This is a genomic window from Parendozoicomonas sp. Alg238-R29 (genome assembly GCF_947331445.1).
GTDB lineage: Bacteria > Pseudomonadota > Gammaproteobacteria > Pseudomonadales > Endozoicomonadaceae > Sansalvadorimonas.
The window spans coordinates 47,849-71,658 of record NZ_CAMZOG010000002.1 but is presented as its reverse complement, the minus strand read 5'-3'; the positions used below and the strand labels follow the sequence as shown (position 1 = coordinate 71,658).

Sequence of the window (23,810 nt, the reverse complement as noted above, 5' to 3'; positions counted from 1 at the left end):
ATAAGACAGCTGAAAGACCTTGGATAACAGGGTATAGAGGTAGGAGAAGTTTCTATCTTCTTATGCTTAAAACTTTCTTTTGTTTGCTAATCGTCAGGCATAAAAGAACCGGCGAAGTTATTCGCCGGTTTTTGTATAACAGCTCAAAGGATGAGCTGATTATGCCGCTTCTACAGAGGACTTGAACTCGCCCAGCAGTTCTTCGATTTTGGCAACGTACTCTTTGTACTCGCTGGATTCGAAGTGTGCGTAGTTCAGGTTCTTGAACAGACCGGTCAGTTTCACGAAGAAGTCGCGGGCTTCTTTCTTGTCTGCAAACTTCAGCTCACTATGAGCGATGTCGGCGATCAGATTGAAACAGAAACGCTGACGTTCCATTGGGCATGCAGAATCAATTTTGTCAAAAGCATCCTGCTGCAGATAAACCATATCCATGAACAGGGCTTTCTGGAAGGTAAGGTAGTCAGCGAGCGTGACACCTTCTTCACCCGTTACCTGCATCATCTGGTTAATGCTTTCACCTGTAGCGATCAGGTTTTGCATCTGCTTAACATCATCCACCCAGGTGTCGGAGATATTCTCTTTGTACCATGGGGCGAGCTGTTCCAGATAACGAGACCAGGAGATCAGTGGATCTACAGCCGGGAAGAAACGCTTGTAGGCACGGTCATAAGACAGGCCCAGAAAGCACTTCACGGTGGCCAGAGTGGACTGGGTCACTGGTTCTTCAAAGTTACCGCCGGCTGGAGATACGGTACCGATCATGGTCATGGAACCACTTTCGCCGTCTTCATTGGTGATAACACCGGCACGCTCATACAAACCCTTGATAGCGGAGTCGATGTAAGCCGGGAAGCCTTCTTCACCTGGAATCTCTTCCAAACGGTTGGAGGTTTCACGCATCGCCTGCGCCCAGCGAGATGTAGAGTCGGCCAGCAGAAGAACGTTGAAGCCCATCTGACGGTAGTATTCCCCCAGAGTCATACCGGTGTAGATAGAGGCTTCACGTGCCGCAACAGGCATGGAAGAGGTATTACAGATGATGGTGGTACGATCCATCAGAGTACCGGAGCCCGTCGGATCAGACAGCTGCGGGAATTCGGTGATGGTTTCTACAACTTCACCCGCACGCTCACCACAGGCGATAACGATAACGATATCAACAGAGGCGTACTTGGATAAAGTGTGCTGCATAACTGTTTTTCCTGCACCGAAAGGTCCAGGAATACAGCCGGTTCCGCCACGAGCGATAGGGAAGAAGGTATCAATCAGACGTTGCTGAGTGATCAGAGGCTCAGAAGGGAACTGACGAGCGGTTTTACCTTTACGGCCCAGAGTTTCGGCAATGGATTGCTTAACAGGCCAGCGCTGAATCATGTTCAGCTCGATCTCTTTGCCTTGTTCATCACGAACACGGGCAACAGTTACGTCTACAGTGAAGGTGCCTTCCTGAATCCATTCCACAGCTACAGTGCCGCGCTGGTTGAAAGGAATCATGATTTTATGGGTGAAACGGCCTTCCTGAACGGTACCCAGGGTTTCACCGGCACGGAGCTTGTCGCCAACGCGGGCCGTTGCAACGAAAGACCACTCTTTGGTACGGTCCAGTGCATCAACCTGAACACCACGCTTCAGGAAAGTGCCGTGCATTTGTGCCAGACGTTCCAGAGGGTTCTGAAGACCATCAAAGATCTGACTCAGACAGCCTGGGCCGAGTTCTACAGACAGCAGTTCGCCAGATTGGTAAACCTCGTCACCAACACCAACACCACTGGTGTCTTCAAAAACCTGAATGTCTGCAGTTCTACCGTTTACACGCAGAACTTCGGACATCAGTTTTTCGTCAAGGTCTTCGTTCTCTTTGCGGCTTGGAGCCACATAAACCACTTCGTTCTTGACCAGGCGAGTCTCATCGCTGGCCGCTTCAATGGTGAGGATGTCACCATTTACCGCAACCACTCGGGCTGTGGCAGTTGTCTCACCTTTGGTTTTAAAATCAGTGCTCATAATATTCTGTAATCCTCGCCCCTATTCATTTACGCAAAGCTTGTCGTTTACGAAAAGCTCACTTCAGAGTGGCTATGAAAGGCTCGCTTAAGTACGGTTACTCGCGGGCAGCTGATCTTTAAAGTCACCAAGACTGTTTTCGATCAGGTTGCGGAAGCGAACCCGGGCTTTGTCAGTATCGTAGGCTGTCCACCGTGCCACCAGGTTCCAGCGCAGTACGTAGATAACGACAGCTTCGAAATCGTGGTGGTGCTTCATGGCTAAATGGTTCAGATGTTCCCAGACAGCCTGAAGCAGAATTTTTTCAAGAGCTACGCATTCACCGTTGCGCAGACATTCATTCACCTTTGGAATCCATGGGAATGCGCTTCCCAGGCCAAGAGTGGGTGAATTCCAGTGGTTGCGGATATATTCGTAGCGGGTGCCGTAGCTCCACTTTGGAACGGTAGGCGCCTGCTGTCCTGCGTGTTTTCTGCGCAGGGCAGCAATAATCGTGCGCATATCCAGACGCCAGTCGATCAGGTCGTTCAGAGCCTGACTTCCCAGAGTCGCCCGGGCGCGCTCGGCCTGACGAATCAGGACGGTCTCGTCAACATCGTCGCCCAGATGATCCCAGTGCAGCAGGTTCTCGATCGTTACCAGTCGTTGCTGGTCCGCGGTGTTCAGCATGGACAGACGTTTGTCGAGCTGAAAGCGGGAGATCGGAGTGATCTTGCTGCTGAACAGGGAGTCAATATGAGGCAGCGAAGTCAGTAAGGTGTAATAGGCATTTTCTGCCATGACTTGCTCCGTTGCGTTTGTTCAAAGACTGCTTTACAGAGGCTGTTCGGGAAGCAGGACTGCTGCTGCCCGAACAGAGTGCAACCTTACCTGGTGGATGGTTACTTGATAGTACCTTCCAGCAGCGCACGGAAGCGGGGCTGCAGATGCTTCAGCAGCATTTCGCTGACAGCTGCATCGTCCAGTTCCACCTCAATGTTTTTGTCGTTCAAGCGGAAAGTCACGCCGGACTTCTGCTCATTGCTGACTTCAAAGGTTACGCCGTCTTTCAGCATTTCCATGCCATTACGGGCTACAAAGTAAGCCAGAGTGCCTTCTTTCAGCTCTTCCGGATTAGCGCGCAGGTCATCAACACCCACTACCTTGCTTGGCAGGATAGCTTCGATGTTGCTTTCAGCTTTCAGGGAGCTGCGACCGGCTACTTCCAGAATCATGCTCTGAAGAATGCCCTGGTTTTGCATTTCACTGGTAACGGCTTCGCCAATACGGTTGGAGAACTTCTCCATCAGGTAGGCTTTCAGTTCCAGTACTGCGTTACGGCCAGCCAGTTCCAGAGACTCTTCACCGGATTTGATGGTGAAGTCAGCTTCTTTCTTGGCTTTGGAAGTGATGGACTCAGCTTCCTTTTTTGCTTCAGCAACGATACGGGCAGCTTCATCACGAGCCTGCTCGATCAGGCGTTCGCCTTCAGTGCGGCCGGAGCTCACACCCTGGCTGCGCAGCTTTTCGATCAGCTGCTGAACGCCTACTGAGATCTGTTCGTTAGTTACGCTCATCAGTATCCCTCTCTATTCTTAATGGGTCGGATCAGACGATTGCCTGACCCAGAACCAGTGCGAATACAAAGGCGAATACCGCAAAGCCTTCTACGATAGCCGCAGGCGCGATAGACAGGCCGAAAACTTCAGGCTTGTTCTTGGAAGCATTAATACAAGCGGCAACGGCTTGACCCTGATAGATGGCAGAGTACATCAGAGCAATACCGGTCAGCAGACCAATACCGAACAGGCCTGCAGAGGTCGTCATGGTTACACCCAGACCAGACAGGGTGAACATGATTACGATACCGTAGATAACCTGGGAGGAAGGCATCGCGGAAACACCAACGAATTTACCGTAACCAGATTCAACATCCAGCATGGCGCCACAGGCAGCCTGACCAGCCACAGAACAGCCGATAGCAGAACCAACGGCACCCAGTGCAACCGGTGCGAATACGCCAACCCAGCCCAGTGCGATAATCAGTTGTTCCATTTTCAGTCCTCTTGTTTACGAAACGCTTTAAACGGGTAGCCTTCGTCAGACATACCCCAGTTAACAAATTCAATAACGTTGAGACGCATACCGTGTACCACGCCACTCATGATGCAGAGTGCGAAGTTCAGTACGTGACCCAGCAGTAAGATCAAGCCAGCGAACAGGACACCGGTTACCGGGCTGCTGTTCAGGGCGTCTGCTGCCAGATTGTTGAAAGTCATAGCCAGAGATGCACCGGACAGACCTAAGGCAAACAAACGCATGTAACTCAAAACATCACCAAATGCACTGGTGACGTTATAGACGCCTTTCAATCCGTCGAGTATGCGCAGCAGAAGATTGGTGATGCTGGTGATTTTCCGTTCACTGGTGAACAGGAAGATCATGGCAGCACCTAGAATCATCAGCGCAGGACCTGCGGTATCGGCAAAAACAACCGGCAGGTAGTCACTCTTGGCCAAGTAAAGGCCGAGACCACCAGCCATCAGCACAGCCCAGCCCAGAGGTGCCAGAGCGGTACTTCGATGTCGGTTCACCCAAGCACTCATGCTGTTGGCAATCACCAGATGGGCAACACCGATAACGATAGACAGTGACATCATGGCGCCATAGTCATTGAGATCGATAAACGCGATCTTGCCGAGCAGCGAGATTTCATCGGGAGAAACACCAAAGTAACTGCCGATCAATACACCCCAGATCACTCCTAGCAGAGACATGAAATAGCCCATGTTTCTCAGGCGGATACCACCAGTGCTGCTGTTAAGCTTGCTGCGATTCATAAAGATAATGCCGGCAAAAATCGCACAGTAAGCGGCATCACTCATGATCATGGCGAAGAACAAAGCAAAGGAGTAAAACACCATGTTGCCTGGGTCCCACGCCCGGTAACCGGGTACCTGGAAGAAGCTGAAGGCTTCGCTGCCGCCACCGGTTGATTCCGCACTCTCAAGTAGAGTAGGGGGCACATCATCTTCCGTTGGCTCTTCAATGGTGACAGCCGCAGGCTGTGCATCAATGAAGTCGCGGACATCTTCTTCCCGGTCTGTAGGCATCCAGCCAGACAGCAGGAAGAACTGGTCATCGTCCAGAACGCTGTTGCTGACATCTGCCAGAACCTTTTCATCTTCAAAGCGGGCAACCGCCTGGCCGATGATATAGATCCAGCGAGTCAGACTTTCGCGTTCACCCTGGACGTCTTCCAAACGCATTTCTGCTGCTTCTAACATCTCTTCCAATTCAGAAAGAGAGTGCTCGCCTACGTGGGAACGCTTAACAGGCAGGATTTCCGTGTCGGGCTCTTCTTCAGAGAGAATCACCACATAGCAATCCTTGTTGTCCCGGTGAACAACCTCACAGGGCAACTCCAGAGCGTTAACGGCTTCCATATCTTTCTGCGGCACGACATAGAACCACAGGCGGATGTTGGCCATGTCACTCAGATACGGGAAGGAAAATTCACCCCATGGGCGAACTTCCTTAATCCGTTTCACCAAAGCGTCACGCTCGTCTGAGGCATGACGATGCTGGATCTTGTTCTCCAGAACGCTGGCCACAATCGAGTCGGCTGTAAAATCACCCGCAGCCTTGGCTTCACGACGTTTTGTCGGGCAGCTGGTCAGCCAGTTCAGTGCGTCCTTGGCAGACTGAGGTTCGGTCAGTTCGCCTTCACCGCTCTGAGCTTCTGTCAGTGGGATCAGATGCATGCAGCCCAGGCTTTGCAGCCCACGCAACAGAGCATCTTTCTCACTGGCCAGCCCGTAGAGGGTGATTTTTTTGAGCGCTTTAATACTCATACACGTCCTCTCCTTTAGCTGGCCGCGGCGGCTTTGGCAGCAGCCCGCTCTTTCAACATAAGCGCTTCCGCGGCATCCATTTTGCCTTTCGAGATCTTGGCGTTAACAACGCCGGCCCGATCCTGGTCGGACAGGAAGATCTTGATCTTGGCAATGTTCTGCTTGGTCTTTGGAATCAAAACCTTGGAGAACAGGTTCACCCGCTGAGAAGTGGTTTTGGTCGCAGCGCTGATTTCCTGGTAACGCAGTTCACGTACCTGGCTTTCAACGTACAGTTCAACCATCTCTTTCAGCTTTTCAACCAGAAAGTCGACCCAGTGAGGTTTAGTCAGAAAGCTGTAAGGCTTTACTTCGACTTCGACCCGTTCCAGCAGAGGAACACTGGTGCCAACAATATTTTGTTCAGTCAGAACAACATTGGTGACCTTAACCAGATCATCGATATTGATATCTTCGCAGGCCAGCATAGGTAGCTGTGCAGCGATATCCGCTTCGATGTGCTCAATACGGTCATGCACCTCTCTAAGGGCTTCTTCCGCCTTTTTGCGCTCGGCCATTAACTGCTGACGCTTGAGTTCAAGCGCAGGAAGATAACGGTTAAACGTTTTAAGGCTGGCTTTTTCCTTATTGAGCGAGCTTTTGTTCAGAGATATTTTGGTGGCCATGATTTAGGCCTCCGCTGCTTTTTCCGGGCTCAGGGCAGCTACAGCCTCGGCATTGACCTTGGCCTGAACATTGGCGGGCCAGTACTTCTCAACCAGGCTTTGCTTCATCAGCGTTTCTTCGGGAGTGAAGCACTCCGCCAGAGTCTGCCAGCAGGTATCCAGAGCTTCTTCCAGAGGCATGGCGGCATTCAGGGCCATGAATCTCTCGCGGAAGAAATCACCGAACTTGATAGTTTTGAGGTCATAGTCGGACAGCTCAAAGGCCATGGCTTGCTTCTGCTTCGCGTTCACGGAGTCGGAGTAGAAACGGATCATGGTGTTCATGATCTGGGAGTGATCCTCACGGGTCTCCTTGCCGACAACCATTTGCTTGAGACGAGACAGGGAGCCGAACGGGTCCAGTACGCCGTCGTGCAGATAGAACTGACCTTCGGTGATGTAACCCGTGTTATCTGGTACCGGGTGGGTCACGTCATTACCTGGCATGGTGGTTACAGCCAGAATGGTTACGGAGCCAGCGCCCTTGTAGTCAGCAGCCTTTTCATAACGTTTGGCCAGCTGGGAGTACAGGTCACCCATGTAACCACGGTTTGCAGGGATCTTGTCCATCGCTACACCGATTTCCTTCATCGCGTCAGCGTAGGAGGTCATGTCGGTCAGCAGTACCAGTACCTTCTTGCCTTCTTCTACAGCGAAGTGTTCCGCAGTAGCCAGAGCCAGGTCAGGAATCATCAGACGTTCTACCGTTGGGTCAGATGCCTGGTTGGAGTACATGATGGTACGGGAGGATACGCCCGCGTTCTCAAACTCGGTTTTGAAGAAGTGGTAATCGTCGAAGATCAGACCCATACCACCGAAAACTACAACATCAGCTTCTGCCTGGATTGCAATACGAGCCAGGAACTGGTTGTAGGGTTCGCCGGATACGGAGAAGATGGGGATCTTCTGGGATTCAACCAAAGTGTTGAAAACGTCGATCATAGGCACGTTGGTACGTACCATGCGGGATGCCAGAACACGCTGGGCCGGGTTTACGGAAGGACCGTCGATAACAACCTTGGGCTCCTGATCCAGTGCGGGTCCACCATCGATGGTTTCACCGGCACCGTTAAAGATACGGCCCAGAATGTTAGGAGAGTAGGTAGCCTGCATAGGTTCACCCAGGAAGCAGACTGCCGCTGTGGTAGAGAGCCCCTTGGTGCCAGCGAAAACCTGCAGTGAAACCTCACTACCTTTCAGCTTGATAATCTGCGCCATGGAGTATGGCTGACCATCCTGCTCAATCAGGGCCAGGTCACCATTACGGGCCTGTGATTGAGCGCCATCCAGGTTGGGAACTTCCACCCGGATAATATCACCCACAATACTGAGGATGTTGGTATAGCGTATTAGGCTCTGGGACATATTTGTTTCCTGTCCTGAAAACGGAATCGAGGATAAACAGACGCACCGTGCTCATCGGGCGTATATCCAAAAACACACAACTGTTTTATTTCGCTCATAAAGATGCGCCGGAATAACAGAGATCACGCGTGACAGTGATCAGCTGGTATCCCGATAGACGGCTGTACGCTTGTGGATAAACCCCGATGGGGTTCACCTGTTGATCAGACTCCAAGTCAATCAACATGGAACATCGTTAGTACAGTGCTTTGGTGGTCGAAAATTAATGCGACGCACAATTTAACGCGACGCACAATACGGCTCACCCACGAAATCATGTTCGCAGGTTAGGAATGCGATAGAGTAAAGGCGTATCGACGCACCTTTAGTCGTAGTATTTGATTCCACCTGGGACATCAACCTTTACAAAGGTCCCTGACTTGCCAGTCAATATGTCTTCCGCAGAATCCAGCGCACCGATGGCACCAAATTTACCACCTGCTCTTACGAAATGGCATACGGATTCTACCTTAGGTTTCATGCTGCCAGCCGCAAACGGAAAAGCCTCAAACTCCTGCGGTGTGCACTCTTTAATTCTGCGGGAGCCTGGTTGTCCGTAGTTGGTTTCTACTGCCGGTACGTCTGTCAATAGGATTAATCCGTCGGCTTCAATGCCTTCTGCAAGGGCTCTTGAAGCGCGGTCTTTGTCGACAACGGCCTCGACCCCATGGAGTTTTCCTTCGCTGTCTCTACGTACCGGAATACCGCCGCCACCGCCACAAATAACAGTTATGTCGCCAGAAGCCACAATATGGCGGAGCGATGGCAGTTCGAGAATTTCTTTAGGGTGGGGTGAAGGTACAACTCGACGGAAGTAGTTACCGTCTTCTTTCAGAACCCAGGCCGGGTTGGCATTCTTGATGACCTGTGCTTCTTCATAGGTATATACGGGGCCAACGAACTTATCGGGGTTTTCAAAGGCCGGGTCACTGGGATCAACAATGGTTTGTGTGGAAACTGTGCAGATTTTTTTGCCGGGCATCTCGTTGCGCAATTCCTGTTCGAACATAAAGCCGATCATGCCCTGGGTTTGCGCGCCGAGAACATCCAGGGGATAGTTGTTCACTTCTTCATAGGCTTCGTTCATCAGTGCAAGCAGGCCAACCTGCGGGCCGTTGCCGTGGGTAAGGACCACCTGATGATGTTTGGCGACAGCTGCGATGGACCTTGCAGCTGTACGGATGTTTTCACGCTGTATATGAGCTTCCAGTGGTTGGCCGCGTTGGAGTATGGCGTTTCCGCCCAGGGCCATTACAACAAGCATGTTCCGATTCCTTCTGAAGCCATTCATTCCAGACTGGGAATGAAGTTATTTGGCTGAATACAGTTGGTTAACGATGCAGCTTCCTGCAGCACCTTCTCTAGGTTCTTCACGTCTTTTTTTTAGAGTGCTCAACATTGTCATAACCAGCCAACACTTATGTTGACTTTGAACAAGTTTTTCGACTCAAAGACAAAGACATGGATGTTTATATAGTCAATAAAGGCGAGGGAGCAAAAAAAAAGAAGAAGACAAAGAGCCTTCTTCTTTTTTGGGGATGTCGGTTTGCACCGAAATCCAGCGGCAGTTAGTCACCCAGAGTGGCAACCATAATAGCCTTAATAGTGTGCATGCGGTTTTCGGCTTCATCGAAAACGATAGACATATCAGATTCAAATACGTCTTCAGTCACTTCCAGGCCGTTCATGCCGTACTTCTCGGCAACTTCGGCACCAATAGTGGTGTCTTCGTTGTGGAATGCAGGCAGGCAGTGCATGAATTTCACGTGTGGGTTGCCAGTTTTACGGACTACATCCATGTTCACCTGGTAAGGCTTCATCAGAGCAACGCGTTCGTCCCAGGCGGAAGCAGGCTCACCCATAGAAACCCAAACGTCTGTGTACAGGAAGTCACAGTCTTTAACAGCTTCGTCAACGCTTTCAGTCAAAGTGATCTTGGCGCCAGTCTCTTCAGCGATCTTCTGGCATTCTTCTACCAGCCACTCTTCAGGCTGGTAAGCCTTAGGGGCGGCAATGCGGAAGTCAACGCCCATCTTAACCAGGCCAACCATCAGGGAGTTACCCATGTTGTTGCGGCCGTCGCCCAGATAGCAGAACTTCATTTCATGCAGTTGCTTGCCACGACCGTGTTCGATCATGGTCAGCATGTCTGCCAGAATCTGGGTTGGATGCCATTCGTCGGTCAGGCCGTTCCATACAGGAACACCTGAGAATTCAGCCAGTTCTTCAACGTGAACCTGCTTGGAACCACGGAATTCGATACCGTCGTACATGCGACCCAGTACACGGGCGGTGTCTTTTACAGTCTCTTTTTTGCCCATCTGGGAGCCGCCGGAGATGTAAGTTACGTTTGCACCTTGGTCCATAGCGCCAACTTCAAAGGCGCAACGGGTACGGGTGGAAGCTTTTTCAAAAATCAGAGCGATGTTCTTGCCTTTCATACGCTGCTGTTCGGTGCCAGCGTACTTGGCGCGCTTCAGGTCGCGGGACAGGTCCAGCATGTACTGGATTTCCTGAGTGGAGAAGTCCAGCAGGCGAAGGAAGCTACGGTTGCGCAGATTAAAAGCCATGATAATGATCCTGGTCACAAGATGATTAACGTTAATAAAAACGTAGTTTCAAACTTTCCTGCCGAAAAGTCGGCAGGAAGAAAACAGTCGGCCTGTTACGAGCTTTATAGCGCATATCCTACAGGCCGGGCTGTGCTGTGCGAAGCCGTTATTAAATGCCGTCACGTTCTATTGGGCAGCTCATGCAGCGAGCGCCGCCGCGGCCGCGGCCCAGGTCTTCACCTGGAATGGTCAGTACTTCGATGCCGGCTTTCTGCATATTTTCGATGGTGTAAACGTTGCGCTCATAAGTTACAACGGTACCAGGCTTAACGGCCAGAACGTTGTTGGCATCGTTCCACTGCTCACGCTCAGCTTCGAACACATCACCGCCGGTTGGGATCATGCGCAGGGAGTCAAGATCCAGAGCGCGGGCGATGGAGTTGGTGAAGCCATCTTTAACCTGAGTGAAGACGATGTTTTCGTTGTCACCAGGCGTCAGTTCCCAGCAGTTGTTACCTTTCATGATGTCTGGGTAGTAGGTGAAGCAGTCAACATCCATGTGTGTGAACACGGTGTCGAGATGCATGCAGCTACGTGCTCTAGGCAGCTCCAGAGCGATAACCTTGGTAGCCTGACCAGTCTTGAACAGGGAGCGTGCCAGGTTTTCAACGCCTTGTGCTGTGGTGCGTTCGGACATGCCAATCAATACGGCACCTTTACCGATAACCAGTACGTCTCCACCTTCAATGGTGCCCATGTCGTAGTTCTGATCGGTGTCGCCGTAGTAAGTGTGGAAGTCGGCACCGTTGAACATTGGGTGGAACTTGTAGATAGCACGCATGTGAACAGTTTCACGTTTGCGGGCAGGTTTGGCCATTGGGTTTACAGATACGCCGCCGTATACCCAGCAGGACGTGTCACGGGTAAACAGGTGGTTAGGGATTGGGTCCAGAATAAAGTCGGTCTGGCCCATCATGCCCAGAGTAGGGCTGCCACAGGCAGAACCCAGTTCGTTTACAGTCAAGCCACCGATCAGGTGAGAAGCCAGGTCAACATTGTTCAGACTTTCGAAGTAGGTGCGAACTTCATGAGCCAGAGTGGCACCGTAACGGTTCTGGTTTACCTGACGCTCCAGAACCCATGCTTTGGCTTCTGGGTTGGCGAGAGTTTCAGCCAGAACGTCACGCAGCAGAAAAACTTCGACGCCCTGATCCCGCAGAACCTGTTGGAATGCATCGTGCTCAGCGCCAGCTTGTTCAATACGCAGAACATCATCAAACAGCAGGTCTTCACAGTTGGTTGGAGTCAGGCGACGCAAGGACAGCTCTGGACGGTGGAGCAGAACTTTTTTCAGCTGGCCAACTTCGGAGCCGACGTAAAAACGGGACATTACAGATCTCCTGTTGAGAAAGTGAACAGGGTTGTTTGAACGGTTATTCGTAAACCGTGACGCTCAGATCCCCTGCCCTGCATACCACTATCTTAGTGGCTGCTTAGTAGTGGCTGCCATACCTGACTGCGGATAACTTATATGACTGTCAGTTCATGTTTCGGCTCTTGATACGCCACACTGGCAGTTCCACATTAGTGTTTCTGAACGGCTATAAGCAAACCTGTTTTGTGGTGCATAGATTATCTACGCCGGTTTTCTTTGGCATTGCGCACAAGTACGTAATTCACTGCGGTGTTGGCTAGATCATAGACTACTAAAGTTGACGGATATGTAAAAAACATAAACAAAAGTAGATGGGTGTTTGGAAAAACTGAGTTGACTACGGATGGTGTGTGATTTTACGAGATTGTTTTGATGTGAGTCATGGCGTTACATGGTCGTTTTCTGTGTGGCTTCCCCTTCCTGTTTTTATGCAAATATGCATCGTTTCGACTATAACAAAGCTCACTCTGAAACCGGGTAAACTTACGTCTGTCGACGTTTTGGAGCTTGATTATAAACAGGCTCTTAGTGGTTGGTGTTTCTTGGAAGTTTAATCCTCCCGGTTTCCCGGCAATTCAGGGCAGGGTTTCTGTTATGAAGCAGTTCAGCTTTCCTTCGGCCTATACAATACTGGTCGCCATTATCATTTTTGTTGCCATTCTGACCTGGATTGTCCCGGCAGGACAGTACGATACCCGTTTGGATGAGGCGATAGGTAAGGATGTGCCGATTGCCGGTACTTATCATGAGGTTGATCCCAACCCCCAGGGTTTTGAAGATGTTGTGCTGGCGCCAGTAGCTGGTTTTTATAACCCTGATACGTATGAAGCTAACGGTATAGACGTCGCACTGTTTGTGTTATTTATCGGGGGGTTCCTGGCCGTTGTTACTCACACCGGGGCGATTGATGCCGGCATTGCCGCAGCTATGTCGGGCTTGGAAGGAAAAGAGAAGTGGATGATTCCCATATTGATGTTTGTGTTCTCAATGGGCGGCACAATCTACGGTATGGCGGAAGAAACCCTTCCCTTTTATCTTTTGTTGCTGCCGGTCATGATTGCCGCGGGTTATGACGCGCTGACCGCTGTAGCCGTCATTCTGATCGGAGCTGGTATTGGCACTCTGGCTTCAACCGTTAATCCCTTTGCAACAGTGATCGCTTCCGACGCTGCGGGTATTTCATTCACCGAAGGCCTTAACCTGCGACTGGTGATTTACGTGATTGGTTTGCTGGTATGTATTGTTTATGTAATGCGCTACGCCGAAAAAGTGCGCAAAGATCCTTCGATGTCTCTCGTTGCCAGCATGCAACAGTCTAATAATGATCACTTTCTATCCTCCAGTGAGGGTGGAGTGCCTGAGCTCAACGGTCAGAGAAAAATTATTCTTCTCCTGTTTCTTGTGGCGTTTGGCATTATGATCTGGGGTGTGTCATCCCAGGGATGGTGGATGGCGCGGATGTCTGCCCTGTTTCTGGTGATGTCTATTGTTGTGGGTATTGTTGGACGGCTCAGCGAAAAAGAGTTTACCGATACTTTTGTTGCTGGTGCTGCTGACCTTTTAGGGGTTGCTTTGGTTATCGGTATTGCCCGCGGTATTGTGATTGTGATGAACGGTGGAATGATTACCGATACGGTGTTGTTCTGGGCGGAGCGGGCTGTCAGTGGATTATCGTCTATAGCTTTTATTAATGTGATGTACTGGATTCAGATAATGCTGTCTTTCTTTGTGCCATCAACTTCGGGACTGGCGGTATTAACCATGCCCATTATGGCACCACTGGCAGACTTCTCGAATGTTGGCCGGGACCTGGTGATTACTGCTTATCAATCCGCAAGTGGTGTAGTAAACCTGATTACGCCTACTTCTGGCGTGGTTATGGGTGGTCTGGCTATTGGTCGGGTGTCTTACAATAAGTGGTTATCTTTTGTCTGGCCGTTGTTGGTTATTTTAAGCGTGCTGTTGATGATTGTTTTGAGTATTGGGGCGGTCGCTTAAATAGCTTTTAGGCAGATACCCGAACCTGAATGGCTCGGGGCATTATTTCGTCACCGCTTGGTACGCAAGCCACTACTCCTGAGGCTTTGGGTGTGCATCTTTGCCAAAGGCGTTGAGGCTTTACTTACTGAAGTTTTCGCCTTTTATATCAACCCTTTTTACTTCGATGGTTGGCATTTTGTTAATCTGGGGTGGCTTTTTATAATTGTAAGTGTGAGCAAATCTCAGGCATCCGTTATTACACCTTGGTCGTAGTCTGACAAGTGCCTTAAGAGGGAGAGTGAACCCCCGAGTTCACGGGGATTCCTGAAGGGCAGGTAAGGTCAGGTTTTGTTTATATAAGCTTATCGAACCCAGCATTCGCGAGCGCTTTACAGGTAGGCACAGCACTGCTGGGATGCTGGTTGCCTTTCAAGAGGCTGTAACGATGCTGTAAAAGTGCTCGTGAATACCCTTAGAGTCACTGGGTCGCATCAACGGAGCCTGGTTCAGGATAACTTACGGGCTTTATCAGATATAACTTCCCCGGTTTTGGTATCAACAATCATCAGACGTTGCTGCTTGAGTTTGTCTACGTAAATAATAATGCGTACATCCCGCCCATCCTGCTGAGCTGTACGGGTGCGAATAATCTTTTGAATGCTGTATTTTTCCCGCAGCTGCGTTATCAGTGTTTCCAGAGGAATGGTGGTTCTCTTTTCCGGAACACTGTAGGGGCGATCTTCGAGAACCTTCCCTGACAATGAGTCAACGGTCATAATCCGGGTTGCTTTGTCTTTCGGGAGAAAGTAGAAAACCTGGTCAACTTCTTTCCCTTGAAAGGTGGATTCAAAAGTATTGATTACCCGCATAGTTGGTTGCTTCTCGCGGGCGATGCTGATGATTCTTTCAAGCCTGAGAGTGTTGTCGCTGTTCGTAGATTTACCTGTGTCGGCCAATACGGCAGGTGATAAAGTCAGAGTAGAGGCTGATCCCAAGAGTAAACCGCTCAGAATCAGGGCGGAGGAAAAAAGGCGTTTCATGAAAGAATCCTCGGCGGGTGATTTCTGAAAGTTAGAAGGAGATTCCCGGAAAATCCAGCTAACTTTGAGGATTCAACGCTTATCAGTTAAAAGAAAAAGCCGCTGGAAAGCAGCGGCTTGATGGTGGGTTATACAGAGCTCTCCAGAGCTTCTGCCTGTGAGCCTATGAATGGCTGCGGGTTGTATTTTCGTTTTTGATATTCAACCCAGATATAGATTGGCAGACCCGCGATTAAAAGCAGGAAGCCCCAGTACACTGTTTCCTGCCCGCTACCGGCAAGAGCCCACAGAGAGTAAAGGAACGCCAGAGACGTAATCACAACGTCTTTGGTGGTCAGCATAGGCAAGCCATCTTTATTCTTTCGGCCCAGCATCATGACCAGTCCGCTCCGGTAAACAGCCAGCCACCAATACTTATGGTGCCGTTACTGCCCGTAAAGTTTACGCACTTCTTCAGCGATAATGGTTATTCCTTTCTGTACAGTGGCCTGATCACGGGTGTAAGTGACTCTCAAACACTCATTCTTATGGGGCCATTCTTCATTCATGCCCGGGAAGAAGTAGTGACCAGAGACAACAAGTACACCGCGTTTTTTCAATCGTTCGTAAAGTTCCAAGCTGCTCACGGGCAGATCCTTGAACCACAGCCATAGGAACATAGCACCCTCGGGTTTATGCATGGCCCATGGCAGGCTACCCAATTGATCGTGAAGCACCTGTTGCGCAAACCTCAGCCGCTCCTCGTACCAAGGGCGAATAATCTTCTGGCTGAGACTAATGATACTGTCATCCCGCACCATATCACTGACCATCATACATCCGGCACTGTTGGGAGCAAGGCTGGTAATGGCGCTGATACCGGAGACTGCTGAGATCACTTCTTCGCTGGCAATAACAATACCGGTACGCAGTGCCGGAAGCCCGAGCTTTGACAGGCTCAGGCAGAGAATAACGTGCTCATCCCAGTATGGTGTGGCATCGGTGAAAATCAGTTCAGGGAAGGGCAGACCATAGGCGCCATCAATGATCAGGGGGATATCATGGTGTTTTGCCAGACTATCCAGTGTTTCTATCTCCTGATCGGTCAGGACATTACCTGTCGGATTGGTTGGCCTTGATACGCAAAAAGCCGCAGTATTTTCGTTCACGGTGACATTGCTGAAGTTGACATGGTACTTAAAGGTGTGAGCATCAATCTCTTCGATATCCGGTTTGCCAGCCACAAAAAGATCTTCTGCAATACCACTGTCGGTATAGCCAATGTATTCTGGAGCCATGGGCAGCTGAATACGGCGGTTACGGCCGTTACTATCTTCACCGCCAAACATATTAAACAGCATAAAAAACGCCGTCTGGCTGCCATGGGTCAGGCAGATATTACGTTCCGTTAGGTTCCAGCCAAATCGGCGTTTCAACATGGCTGCCAGTTCCCGGCAAAAGGCCTGATCGCCTGCTGGTGGATCGTAGGTGCCGATAAAGCGAGTGAATTCGGTTTGTGAATCAACAATACGCTGCAGGCGCTGCTGGAAGATGTCTTCTACTTCTGGAATATGAGCAGGGTTGCCACCGCCCATCATTATCATATGGTCGTTATCGGCCAGGGCGTTACCCAGGTCATCCATCAACGACAGAATCCCTGAATGACTGGTAAATTTCTCCCCGAACTTGGACAGCTTCATCTTTTTCTCGACTTAAGTTGAGTGCTCACAATGACCTCTTTTGTAGAGGCCTTCTATAAGCCTATCTTACTGTGTAGAAAGGTTTTTTGGGAATCCATACGAATTTGGGGAAAAAGTCTATCTTTGGAATCTTTTGCGGGAGTCCTGCATGTTTGTAGTTGGCTGGGTGCTGCTTTTGTCGCTGGTAATAGGCGTGTTTCTAATCCTGCGGAATAAAAACAGCAGTGCTCCCCATAATGATTATTTTTCCTCCCTTAATCGCTTATTGCGCCAGCGGGAGCCTGGTTATCCGGTTCTTCTCGTGGATCTGGACAGGGTTGACCACAACATTGCGATGGTGAAAAAGCATCTTGGTGATACCTCCCGAGTGCGCATCGCAGTCAAGTCATTGCCCTGTATGAGCCTTATTGAATATCTAATGGAAAAGATGGGAACCCAGCGGGTCATGGCATTCCACAGTCCTTTCGCACTGCAGATGCTGCGTCATTTTCCAAAGGCTGACCTTCTGATTGGTAAACCATTTCCGGTGGCAGTGTTCACAGATTTTCTTGAACGGCTCGAACCACAGGAAATAGCAGAAATCAGCCGAATTCAATGGTTGGTTGATACCTGTGAGCGACTCTCTGAGTATTGTGAAGTGGCCAAGAGAAAAAAACTGACTCTTAATATCAGTATTGAGGTGGATGTTGGGCTTCATCGTGGAGGTGTGGGAAATTTTCAGGAGTTTGATAGAGTGTTGTTACTGCTTGCCCATAATCGCGAACATCTCAAACTTGCTGGTTTAATGGGGTACGATGCCCATATTGCCAAGGCTCCAGCCTTTCCGGGCACAGGAGATAAAGCACGGGAAAAAGAAAAAGTGAAAGTGGCTAAGCGGTTCAGGGGTTTTACTACGTATTTACGCCATAAATGGCCAAGCCTCTGGAGTGGGGAGCTTTGCCTGAATGGCGCCGGAAGTTATACCTACCAGATGAACACTGCGAATGACTGGGGCGGCTATAATGATATCACTATCGGGTCAGCCTTTATGAAGGCCTCTGACTTTGATATTCCATCTTTGGCCGACCATAAACCCGCGCTCTTCATAGCAACCCGTGTGTTAAAAAAGCTGGATGGGCTAACCATTCCTTATCTGGAAGCTTTAAAACCGCTGTTTTCTGCTCTTTGCAAACAGGGCAAAACCTCCTTTTTTATTTACGGCGGCTGGTGGATGGCCAGCGTTTGCTCTCCCGTTGGTTTGAAAACCAATTCCGTGTACGGTCGCAGTACAAACCAGGAACTGTTAACAACACATGGTTTCAATGGGTTAGAGGTGGATGATTATATATTCCTGCTCCCCTCCCAGAGCGAGTTCGTTATGTTGCAGTTTGGCGCTATCAGGGCCCTGCGTGGTGGTGCAGTTGTTGGTGAGTGGCCGGTGTTGCAGCAGTATCCAGCCAGAGAAGTGGACGGATGTGGTGAGTAAACGCAGTTTCTGAAAAATTCCCCATTCTCCTGACAAGAATCTTTCCGGGAAGCCGATAACTTTCTACCGAAACGGAATTCAATTTCTTTGATTCTTACTGCTGCAGGGAGTGCATGGTCATGGAGAGACTGGGGAACGCCGCAGGCTTAAATCCCGGATATTATTCGTTCGCCGCAGGTTTCTCCGGGAATATCCTTCCGCTGGAAAGCCTGTCCAACCGGTGGCAGACACGGCGAATTATGGCAAGTCTTGAGCACGGGCTGGTGCATGAGCGTTTACGGCTTATCCAAACCGCTGACGAGTGCTCACTGCGAGAGGCGGAAATTCGTGCTGATTTGGCTTTGATGGCTACTGGTTTGCTTCAGTATCACTCGAAGAAAGGGTTTAGCAGAACGGGGAGTGTGTTTAATAAGGTTAGGCACTGGCAAATTGAGCAGGCTCAGTCGCTGGTGAACCTGTCAGTTGACGAGCTTTGTCAGGAAGCGCTCTGGCGGGTTGATACCCTATCCCGCGACTTGGTTGAAGATATTCTTAATCTGACTTTGCGGGGAGTGCCTGGTGAACCAGCGATTCTTCCGGTCACGTTGTGTGATTTCTGGAATTCCGGACTTTTCTCCAGTGAGCAGATCACTGCAGCCCGCATGCTGGAGTGCCGTTCAAGAACAATTGAATGGGTGGAAAAGCGTTGCGCCCGTGACCCTCGGGTGATGCTTGCATATCTGCGTACACTGGAAACCCGTCTTCGGGACAGGGATGAGGCTAAGGCAGTGCACCAGTTGGTGAGACGAGTGGAGGATGCGATTCCTTTCTGGAAAGAAGGTTACCAGCTTGGCGAAGATTTCTTCCGCTGCGATAGCGGAATTGATGGTGGAATGCGTACTGGCCTGCAGGTGATGATTCAGCATCTCTATGAAATGCAACAGGATCAGGAGTTTCCATGGCGCAATGTTATTGATGAAAAAGCTCTGGGTATTGTTTGGCAGCACGACAGCCAAGGGTGACCCCCCCTTAGCAACACTTAAATGAGGCCTGCACTTTTGCAGGCCTTGTTGCATTCAGCAGAAGTTATTACTCTTTGCCTCCTGATATTTTCCCCTTTATGAACCTGAGTGAAAAGTAGTAAATATTACGCCGAAGGGGACTGCTCATCTCTGTTTACCCTTCTCCCTGTTGCGAGAATTTAAGAGAACGGGCAATGTTACTGATTCTGGAACAGCTAGGGGACGTTCTCAATTAAGCATCGAACTCAGCATTGTCGAGAGTCCCTATGGGCATACCCAGAGGCACTATAGGGCGCAGCATTGCCGGAATGCTTGTTGCCTTTCAAAATGCTGCAACGCAGCCATAGAGGCTCTCGGCAATGCCCTTCGGGTGGCGCTGAAAGCCGCCATCCGCTGCGTCAGGCTTGTTCAATGTGGAATAACTGCGATTTTCACAAGCCTTTCTAACGCTTGGCGGCTTTCAGCGCCACTGCGTCGTATGCTTAATTGAGAACGCCCCCTAATCTTTTGAACGCCAATTTCTGGGAATACGATAGTGGCAGACGCAACGCTTCAAGCTCTGGCAGTTCAAGCTGGGGAAGTCTTTCTCAAATCAGGCCAGAAAGTGATTACCGCCGAGTCCTGTACTGGGGGCGGCATTATGAAAACTCTTACAGATATCCCAGGCAGTTCTCAATGGTGTGAAGGTGGCTTTATTACCTATACAAACAGGGCAAAGCACCGTTTTCTTGGGGTGCCGAATGATTTGTTTGAGCGGGTTGGCGCTGTCAGTGAACAAGTGGTGCTGGCGATGGCCAGCGGAGCACTAAGCCATAGTGATGGAACTCTATCGGTTGCTGTCAGTGGTGTGGCTGGACCTGATGGTGGCTCTGAAGAAAAGCCCGTAGGTACTGTCTGGATAGCCTGGGGAAGAGAAGGGTTAGAGCCTTATGCAAAACAATTTCTGTTTTCGGGAGACCGTGAAGCGGTAAGGAATCAGACCGTTGATACAGCAATTAAAGGCTTAATGAAACAGTGTCAGCTCAATAAGTAACCACTTAATTCACTTTCCTTTTCTGGAAATTGGATAAAACTATGCGTTTTTCAAAAGGTGTGTTTTAATACTGTTTATGTATACAGTATTTTGTGTTTGTTCATACAGTATTTAAACCGACAACTTCTCAGGTGAGTTTCCAAGTCAGTGATACTATCCGAATGTGGCTGACGAAGATGTTTGATTAGCGGAAAGCAACCGGGACAATTGCGAGTGAGGTGAGAGAATGGATGACAACAAGAAAAAAGCGCTGAGTGCTGCGCTTGGCCAGATTGAGCGCCAGTTTGGTAAAGGCGCTGTTATGCGCATGGGCGATCAGAAGCGGGAAGCTATTCCAGCCATTTCTACCGGTTCCCTGCAGCTGGATATCGCTTTGGGTATTGGCGGATTGCCTAAAGGCCGTGTTGTTGAAATTTACGGACCGGAATCCTCTGGTAAAACAACCATGACTCTCAGCTTGATTGCTGAAGCTCAGAAGACTGGCCACACGTGTGCTTTTGTCGATGCCGAACACGCTCTTGATCCTGATTACGCTGACAAACTCGGCGTGAATGTTGACGACCTGTATGTTTCCCAGCCGGATACGGGGGAACAGGCCCTGGAGATCACCGATATGCTGGTGCGTTCCAATGCTGTTGATGTGATTATCGTTGACTCCGTAGCCGCTCTTGTTCCCAAGGCTGAAATTGAAGGCGATATGGGAGACTCCCATGTCGGTTTGCAGGCGCGTTTGATGAGTCAGGCTCTGCGTAAACTGACCGGTTCTATCAAACAGGCCAACTGTCTGGTGATCTTCATCAACCAGATTCGTATGAAAATTGGGGTTATGTTTGGTAATCCTGAAACCACTACCGGTGGTAACGCTCTGAAGTTCTACTCCTCCGTGCGTCTGGATATCCGTCGCACCGGTGCAGTGAAGCAGGGTGATGAAGTGATCGGTAACGAAACCCGTGTGAAGGTGGTGAAGAATAAGGTGGCACCGCCCTTTAAACAGGCTGAATTTCAAATTCTCTATGGTCAGGGTATTTACCATATGGGTGAAGTTATCGACCTGGGTGTGAAACTGAAACTGGTTGAAAAAGCGGGTGCCTGGTACTCCTACAAGGGCAGTAAAATCGGCCAGGGTAAGGCTAATGCTGCTCAATACCTGACAGATAATGCAGCTATCGCTCAGGAGATTGAAGGTGAAATTCGTCGGCAGCTGTTGAACCTTGAATCTGAAAAAGGTGAAACCAGCGATAAGAGCAAGAAAAAAGAACAGCTGACTCCAGCCTGATATGTCTGAAGAGCAAACACTACTGAGGCGCGCAGCCATGGATTTGCTGTCGCGCCGCGAGCATTCCCGCAAGGAGCTTTCTGGGAAACTTCGGATACGAGCCGAAAGTGCTGAAGACCTTGAGAGTGTTCTGAATCAGCTTGAAGAGAATAACCTGCTCTCTGATGAACGATTTGTAGAGAGCTTCATTCGTTCGCGTATCGGTAAAGGTTATGGTCCTGTTCGTATTCGGCAGGAACTGCAGCAGAAAGGTGCCGAGAGCGAAATTATTCAAGTGGCTTTGGAAGAGTCAGAAACAGACTGGTGCAAGCTGGCTCAGGAGAGCCGTAGACGTAAGTTTGGTGATGGTGCGCCAATGGATAACCGGGATCGAGCCAAGCAAATGCGTTATTTGCAGTATCGCGGTTTTGATATGGATGCGATCCGCACAGCTCTCGAAAGTACTCAGAATGATTGGTAGAAGCCTGCCTTAATAAATAGCTATCTCCCTCCTGAAGCGGAATGTCGTGCCTGATGTTCTGCTTTTATAGCCACCCGAAGGGCATTCCCGAGGGCTTCCATGGCTGTGTTGCAGCGTTTTGAAAGGCAGGAAGCATTCCGGCAACGCTGAGCTCGAAGCCAAAACCTCAACAGACCCTAGCTTTGCATTTCTTTTCTTTTCTTTTTTGGTCAGAGAAGAGTGATAATGGAAAAAGAAAAATAAACAAAAAAGGTTAAGCCATGCCTGTTATGTTGGTGATACCTGTCTCCAGGGAATTGGAAACACGTTGTCAGAAATATCTGTACCGGGTTGAGGAAGAGACCCGAGCCGATTCCCGTCGCCTGTTGTCGGTAATGACACTCGCTATTGAAGAATCTCTGAGTATTGTTGTGCTGGACATTCTTGAATACGCAGGATTGGGGCGCTCAATTTATGCTATCGCCAGTGTGGCTGAGAAGGCTGTTTTGAAAATAGCGCACGCCATTCTCAAACGAGTGATTCGACAGATGACGTTTGAACATCATTTGCTGGTTGCTGAGTATATGAAAGGCTTTATCCGGCTTTTAGATCATCCTCTGAAAGGGCGTCAGACTTGCCTTGTTATTCCAATGGAGCACGATCATGCCGTTGGTATGCTGGCAATGATTGAACGAACCAAGTCTGAAGCAGAAACCCTGAGTCAGGAGGAAGTTTCTCATCATCTGGGAAGACTTCTGGATGCCTGGCTGACCGCTGTTCTTGAGCAGCCATTGGCGATGCTGAACTTAGACTCCATGGCCAGCCGGATCGCCGAGAAAAGTATTCACACGGCCCGTTCTACTCTGCGCAAGGCTTCCTCTGTCGCTTATCGTCATGTCTCCAGTGATCAGAAAGCAAAGATTGGCGAGTATCTTGGCAAGTTCTTTGTCAATGATGACACCCGGATCGAGTTGGGCGACCAGAATATATTAATCACTGAAACAGCTGCTCACTCTGCTTAATCTGTTGGTAAATCCGGCTGTTGGCCGGAGTGGTTATATTATGCTTTTGCCCCAGATTGATGATTTCACCGTTGAGGTCATCAATTTCAGTAACGCGCTTTTTCTGCAGGTCGTGCCACATACTGGAGCGTGCTTCCGGATCGATTTTTAACATAGCGCTTGCCAGCTTTTTAAACAGAAAGTCTGGAGCGCTTAATAATATTGGCAGCCAGCTAACAGGGACTTTGCCAATTTTAACGGTATTGATTCCGGCAGCTTTATAAACTTCCAGGCCTTCCCGAATACATTCGGCAAGCTGTAAACGATATTTCCGGGTTTCTAGTTCTTGCTTTAGCGGTAAATCACTTAACGCATTGATGGGGTTATTAAGGTTCAACAAAAGCTTGCTGTATTGCACGGATCCAAGGTCAGAAAACCAACAAGGCTGGAAGGCTTGCTTAAGCAGGTTTTTGATTGGATTGAGGGCAACATTTTCCTCAAGGTAAATATGTCCCTCTGTTGCTTTGTGAAAGCGTGCGTTTGGCAGGGCAACTACATTGTAGGGAACCATTCCTGCCACTATGTTTGCGTTAGGTAATAGCTTTCTCAGCCGGCTCGCATTGCGCACGCCATTCTGCATACTGATGACAGTCGTATTTGGTTTATAGGTGAGAATCTGTTTCGCCGCTTCTTCAGTTTGCCCGCTTTTTACGCAGAGAAAAATGATATCACTGTTTTGAAGTGTTTCCGGAGATGTTGAAACCGAGAATGATTTCGGCGAAAGGTTATGATTGTTGCCCGCGTAGTCGCTGATTGTCAGGCCATATTTATTGGTGTCCTCTTTCAGGTTTGGGCGGCCAATCAGGTTGAGAGTGAACTGTTCTGGGTTGGCATAACGCAGTAATTCACCAGCCAGGTGACACCCGATACAACCTGCGCCAAAAACTGTCAGAGTAATCAT

The 23,810-nt window shown here is 49.7% G+C and carries 21 protein-coding genes; 7 read left to right on the top strand and 14 right to left on the bottom strand.

Annotated elements, in window-relative coordinates; all coding sequences use genetic code 11:
* Window positions 1–159: 159 nt before the first annotated feature.
* From QMA35_RS00915 to arcA, 10 genes are all read right to left on the bottom strand, one after another.
* Entirely contained in the window at window positions 160–2,007 is a 1,848-nt protein-coding gene (locus QMA35_RS00915; protein WP_281645238.1) for a V-type ATP synthase subunit A, read from the bottom strand.
* Window positions 2,008–2,094: 87 nt separating this feature from the next.
* Window positions 2,095–2,787, bottom strand: coding sequence for a DUF2764 family protein (locus QMA35_RS00910; protein ID WP_281645237.1), 693 nt, complete (start codon window positions 2,785–2,787; stop codon window positions 2,095–2,097).
* A gap of 101 nt (window positions 2,788–2,888) precedes the next feature.
* Window positions 2,889–3,563, bottom strand: a complete 675-nt coding sequence (locus QMA35_RS00905; RefSeq protein WP_281645236.1) for an ATPase — start codon at window positions 3,561–3,563, stop codon at window positions 2,889–2,891.
* A gap of 31 nt (window positions 3,564–3,594) precedes the next feature.
* On the bottom strand, window positions 3,595–4,041 hold the full coding sequence (locus tag QMA35_RS00900; protein WP_281645235.1) for an ATP synthase subunit C: 447 nt from the start codon (window positions 4,039–4,041) through the stop codon (window positions 3,595–3,597).
* A 2-nt stretch (window positions 4,042–4,043) separates the two neighbouring features.
* On the bottom strand, window positions 4,044–5,840 hold the full coding sequence (locus QMA35_RS00895; RefSeq protein ID WP_281645234.1) for a V-type ATP synthase subunit I: 1,797 nt from the start codon (window positions 5,838–5,840) through the stop codon (window positions 4,044–4,046).
* Window positions 5,841–5,854: 14 nt separating this feature from the next.
* The gene (locus tag QMA35_RS00890) at window positions 5,855–6,505 is read right to left on the bottom strand and encodes a V-type ATP synthase subunit D (RefSeq protein ID WP_281645233.1); all 651 of its coding nucleotides are present in this window, start codon (window positions 6,503–6,505) and stop codon (window positions 5,855–5,857) included.
* 3 nt (window positions 6,506–6,508) lie between these two features.
* Window positions 6,509–7,909: a V-type ATP synthase subunit B gene (locus QMA35_RS00885; RefSeq protein ID WP_281645232.1), complete on the bottom strand. Its 1,401-nt coding sequence runs from the start codon at window positions 7,907–7,909 to the stop codon at window positions 6,509–6,511.
* Window positions 7,910–8,273: 364 nt separating this feature from the next.
* Entirely contained in the window at window positions 8,274–9,212 is a 939-nt protein-coding gene (gene arcC, locus QMA35_RS00880) for a carbamate kinase (protein ID WP_281645231.1), read from the bottom strand.
* 304 nt (window positions 9,213–9,516) lie between these two features.
* Window positions 9,517–10,518: an ornithine carbamoyltransferase gene (argF, locus tag QMA35_RS00875; protein WP_281645230.1), complete on the bottom strand. Its 1,002-nt coding sequence runs from the start codon at window positions 10,516–10,518 to the stop codon at window positions 9,517–9,519.
* A gap of 151 nt (window positions 10,519–10,669) precedes the next feature.
* Complete coding sequence (gene arcA, locus QMA35_RS00870) at window positions 10,670–11,890, bottom strand: arginine deiminase (protein WP_281645229.1); 1,221 nt, start codon at window positions 11,888–11,890, stop codon at window positions 10,670–10,672.
* A gap of 639 nt (window positions 11,891–12,529) precedes the next feature.
* Here arcA and QMA35_RS00865 point away from each other — a divergent pair.
* Entirely contained in the window at window positions 12,530–13,933 is a 1,404-nt protein-coding gene (locus QMA35_RS00865; RefSeq protein ID WP_281645228.1) for a YfcC family protein, read from the top strand.
* A 488-nt stretch (window positions 13,934–14,421) separates the two neighbouring features.
* Here QMA35_RS00865 and QMA35_RS00860 read toward each other — a convergent pair whose 3' ends face one another.
* The 3 genes from QMA35_RS00860 to QMA35_RS00850 form a co-directional block, all read right to left on the bottom strand.
* The gene (locus tag QMA35_RS00860) at window positions 14,422–14,955 is read right to left on the bottom strand and encodes a hypothetical protein (protein ID WP_281645227.1); all 534 of its coding nucleotides are present in this window, start codon (window positions 14,953–14,955) and stop codon (window positions 14,422–14,424) included.
* 128 nt (window positions 14,956–15,083) lie between these two features.
* Complete coding sequence (locus tag QMA35_RS00855) at window positions 15,084–15,332, bottom strand: hypothetical protein (protein WP_281645226.1); 249 nt, start codon at window positions 15,330–15,332, stop codon at window positions 15,084–15,086.
* A gap of 48 nt (window positions 15,333–15,380) precedes the next feature.
* The gene (locus tag QMA35_RS00850; protein ID WP_281645225.1) at window positions 15,381–16,634 is read right to left on the bottom strand and encodes a valine--pyruvate transaminase; all 1,254 of its coding nucleotides are present in this window, start codon (window positions 16,632–16,634) and stop codon (window positions 15,381–15,383) included.
* A gap of 148 nt (window positions 16,635–16,782) precedes the next feature.
* Between QMA35_RS00850 and QMA35_RS00845 the strand changes: the two genes are divergently transcribed.
* From QMA35_RS00845 to QMA35_RS00820, 6 genes are all read left to right on the top strand, one after another.
* Complete coding sequence (locus tag QMA35_RS00845; protein ID WP_281645224.1) at window positions 16,783–18,099, top strand: alanine racemase; 1,317 nt, start codon at window positions 16,783–16,785, stop codon at window positions 18,097–18,099.
* A 119-nt stretch (window positions 18,100–18,218) separates the two neighbouring features.
* A complete protein-coding gene (locus QMA35_RS00840; RefSeq protein ID WP_281645223.1) occupies window positions 18,219–19,100 on the top strand; it encodes a hypothetical protein in 882 nt (293 codons plus the stop codon).
* A gap of 535 nt (window positions 19,101–19,635) precedes the next feature.
* A complete protein-coding gene (locus QMA35_RS00835; protein ID WP_281645222.1) occupies window positions 19,636–20,133 on the top strand; it encodes a CinA family protein in 498 nt (165 codons plus the stop codon).
* Between the two features lie 226 nt (window positions 20,134–20,359).
* Window positions 20,360–21,409 carry a recombinase RecA gene (recA, locus tag QMA35_RS00830; protein WP_281645221.1) on the top strand — a complete coding sequence of 350 codons (1,050 nt, stop codon included), beginning with the start codon at window positions 20,360–20,362 and terminating at the stop codon, window positions 21,407–21,409.
* 37 nt (window positions 21,410–21,446) lie between these two features.
* Window positions 21,447–21,869, top strand: a complete 423-nt coding sequence (gene recX / locus QMA35_RS00825) for a recombination regulator RecX (protein WP_281645220.1) — start codon at window positions 21,447–21,449, stop codon at window positions 21,867–21,869.
* A gap of 260 nt (window positions 21,870–22,129) precedes the next feature.
* Window positions 22,130–22,870 (top strand): hypothetical protein, encoded by a 741-nt coding sequence (locus QMA35_RS00820; RefSeq protein ID WP_281645219.1) that lies wholly within the window; start codon window positions 22,130–22,132, stop codon window positions 22,868–22,870.
* Here QMA35_RS00820 and QMA35_RS00815 read toward each other — a convergent pair.
* Entirely contained in the window at window positions 22,842–23,810 is a 969-nt protein-coding gene (locus QMA35_RS00815) for a 2-dehydropantoate 2-reductase (RefSeq protein ID WP_281645218.1), read from the bottom strand. The two genes, QMA35_RS00820 and QMA35_RS00815, sit on opposite strands and share 29 nt — an antisense overlap.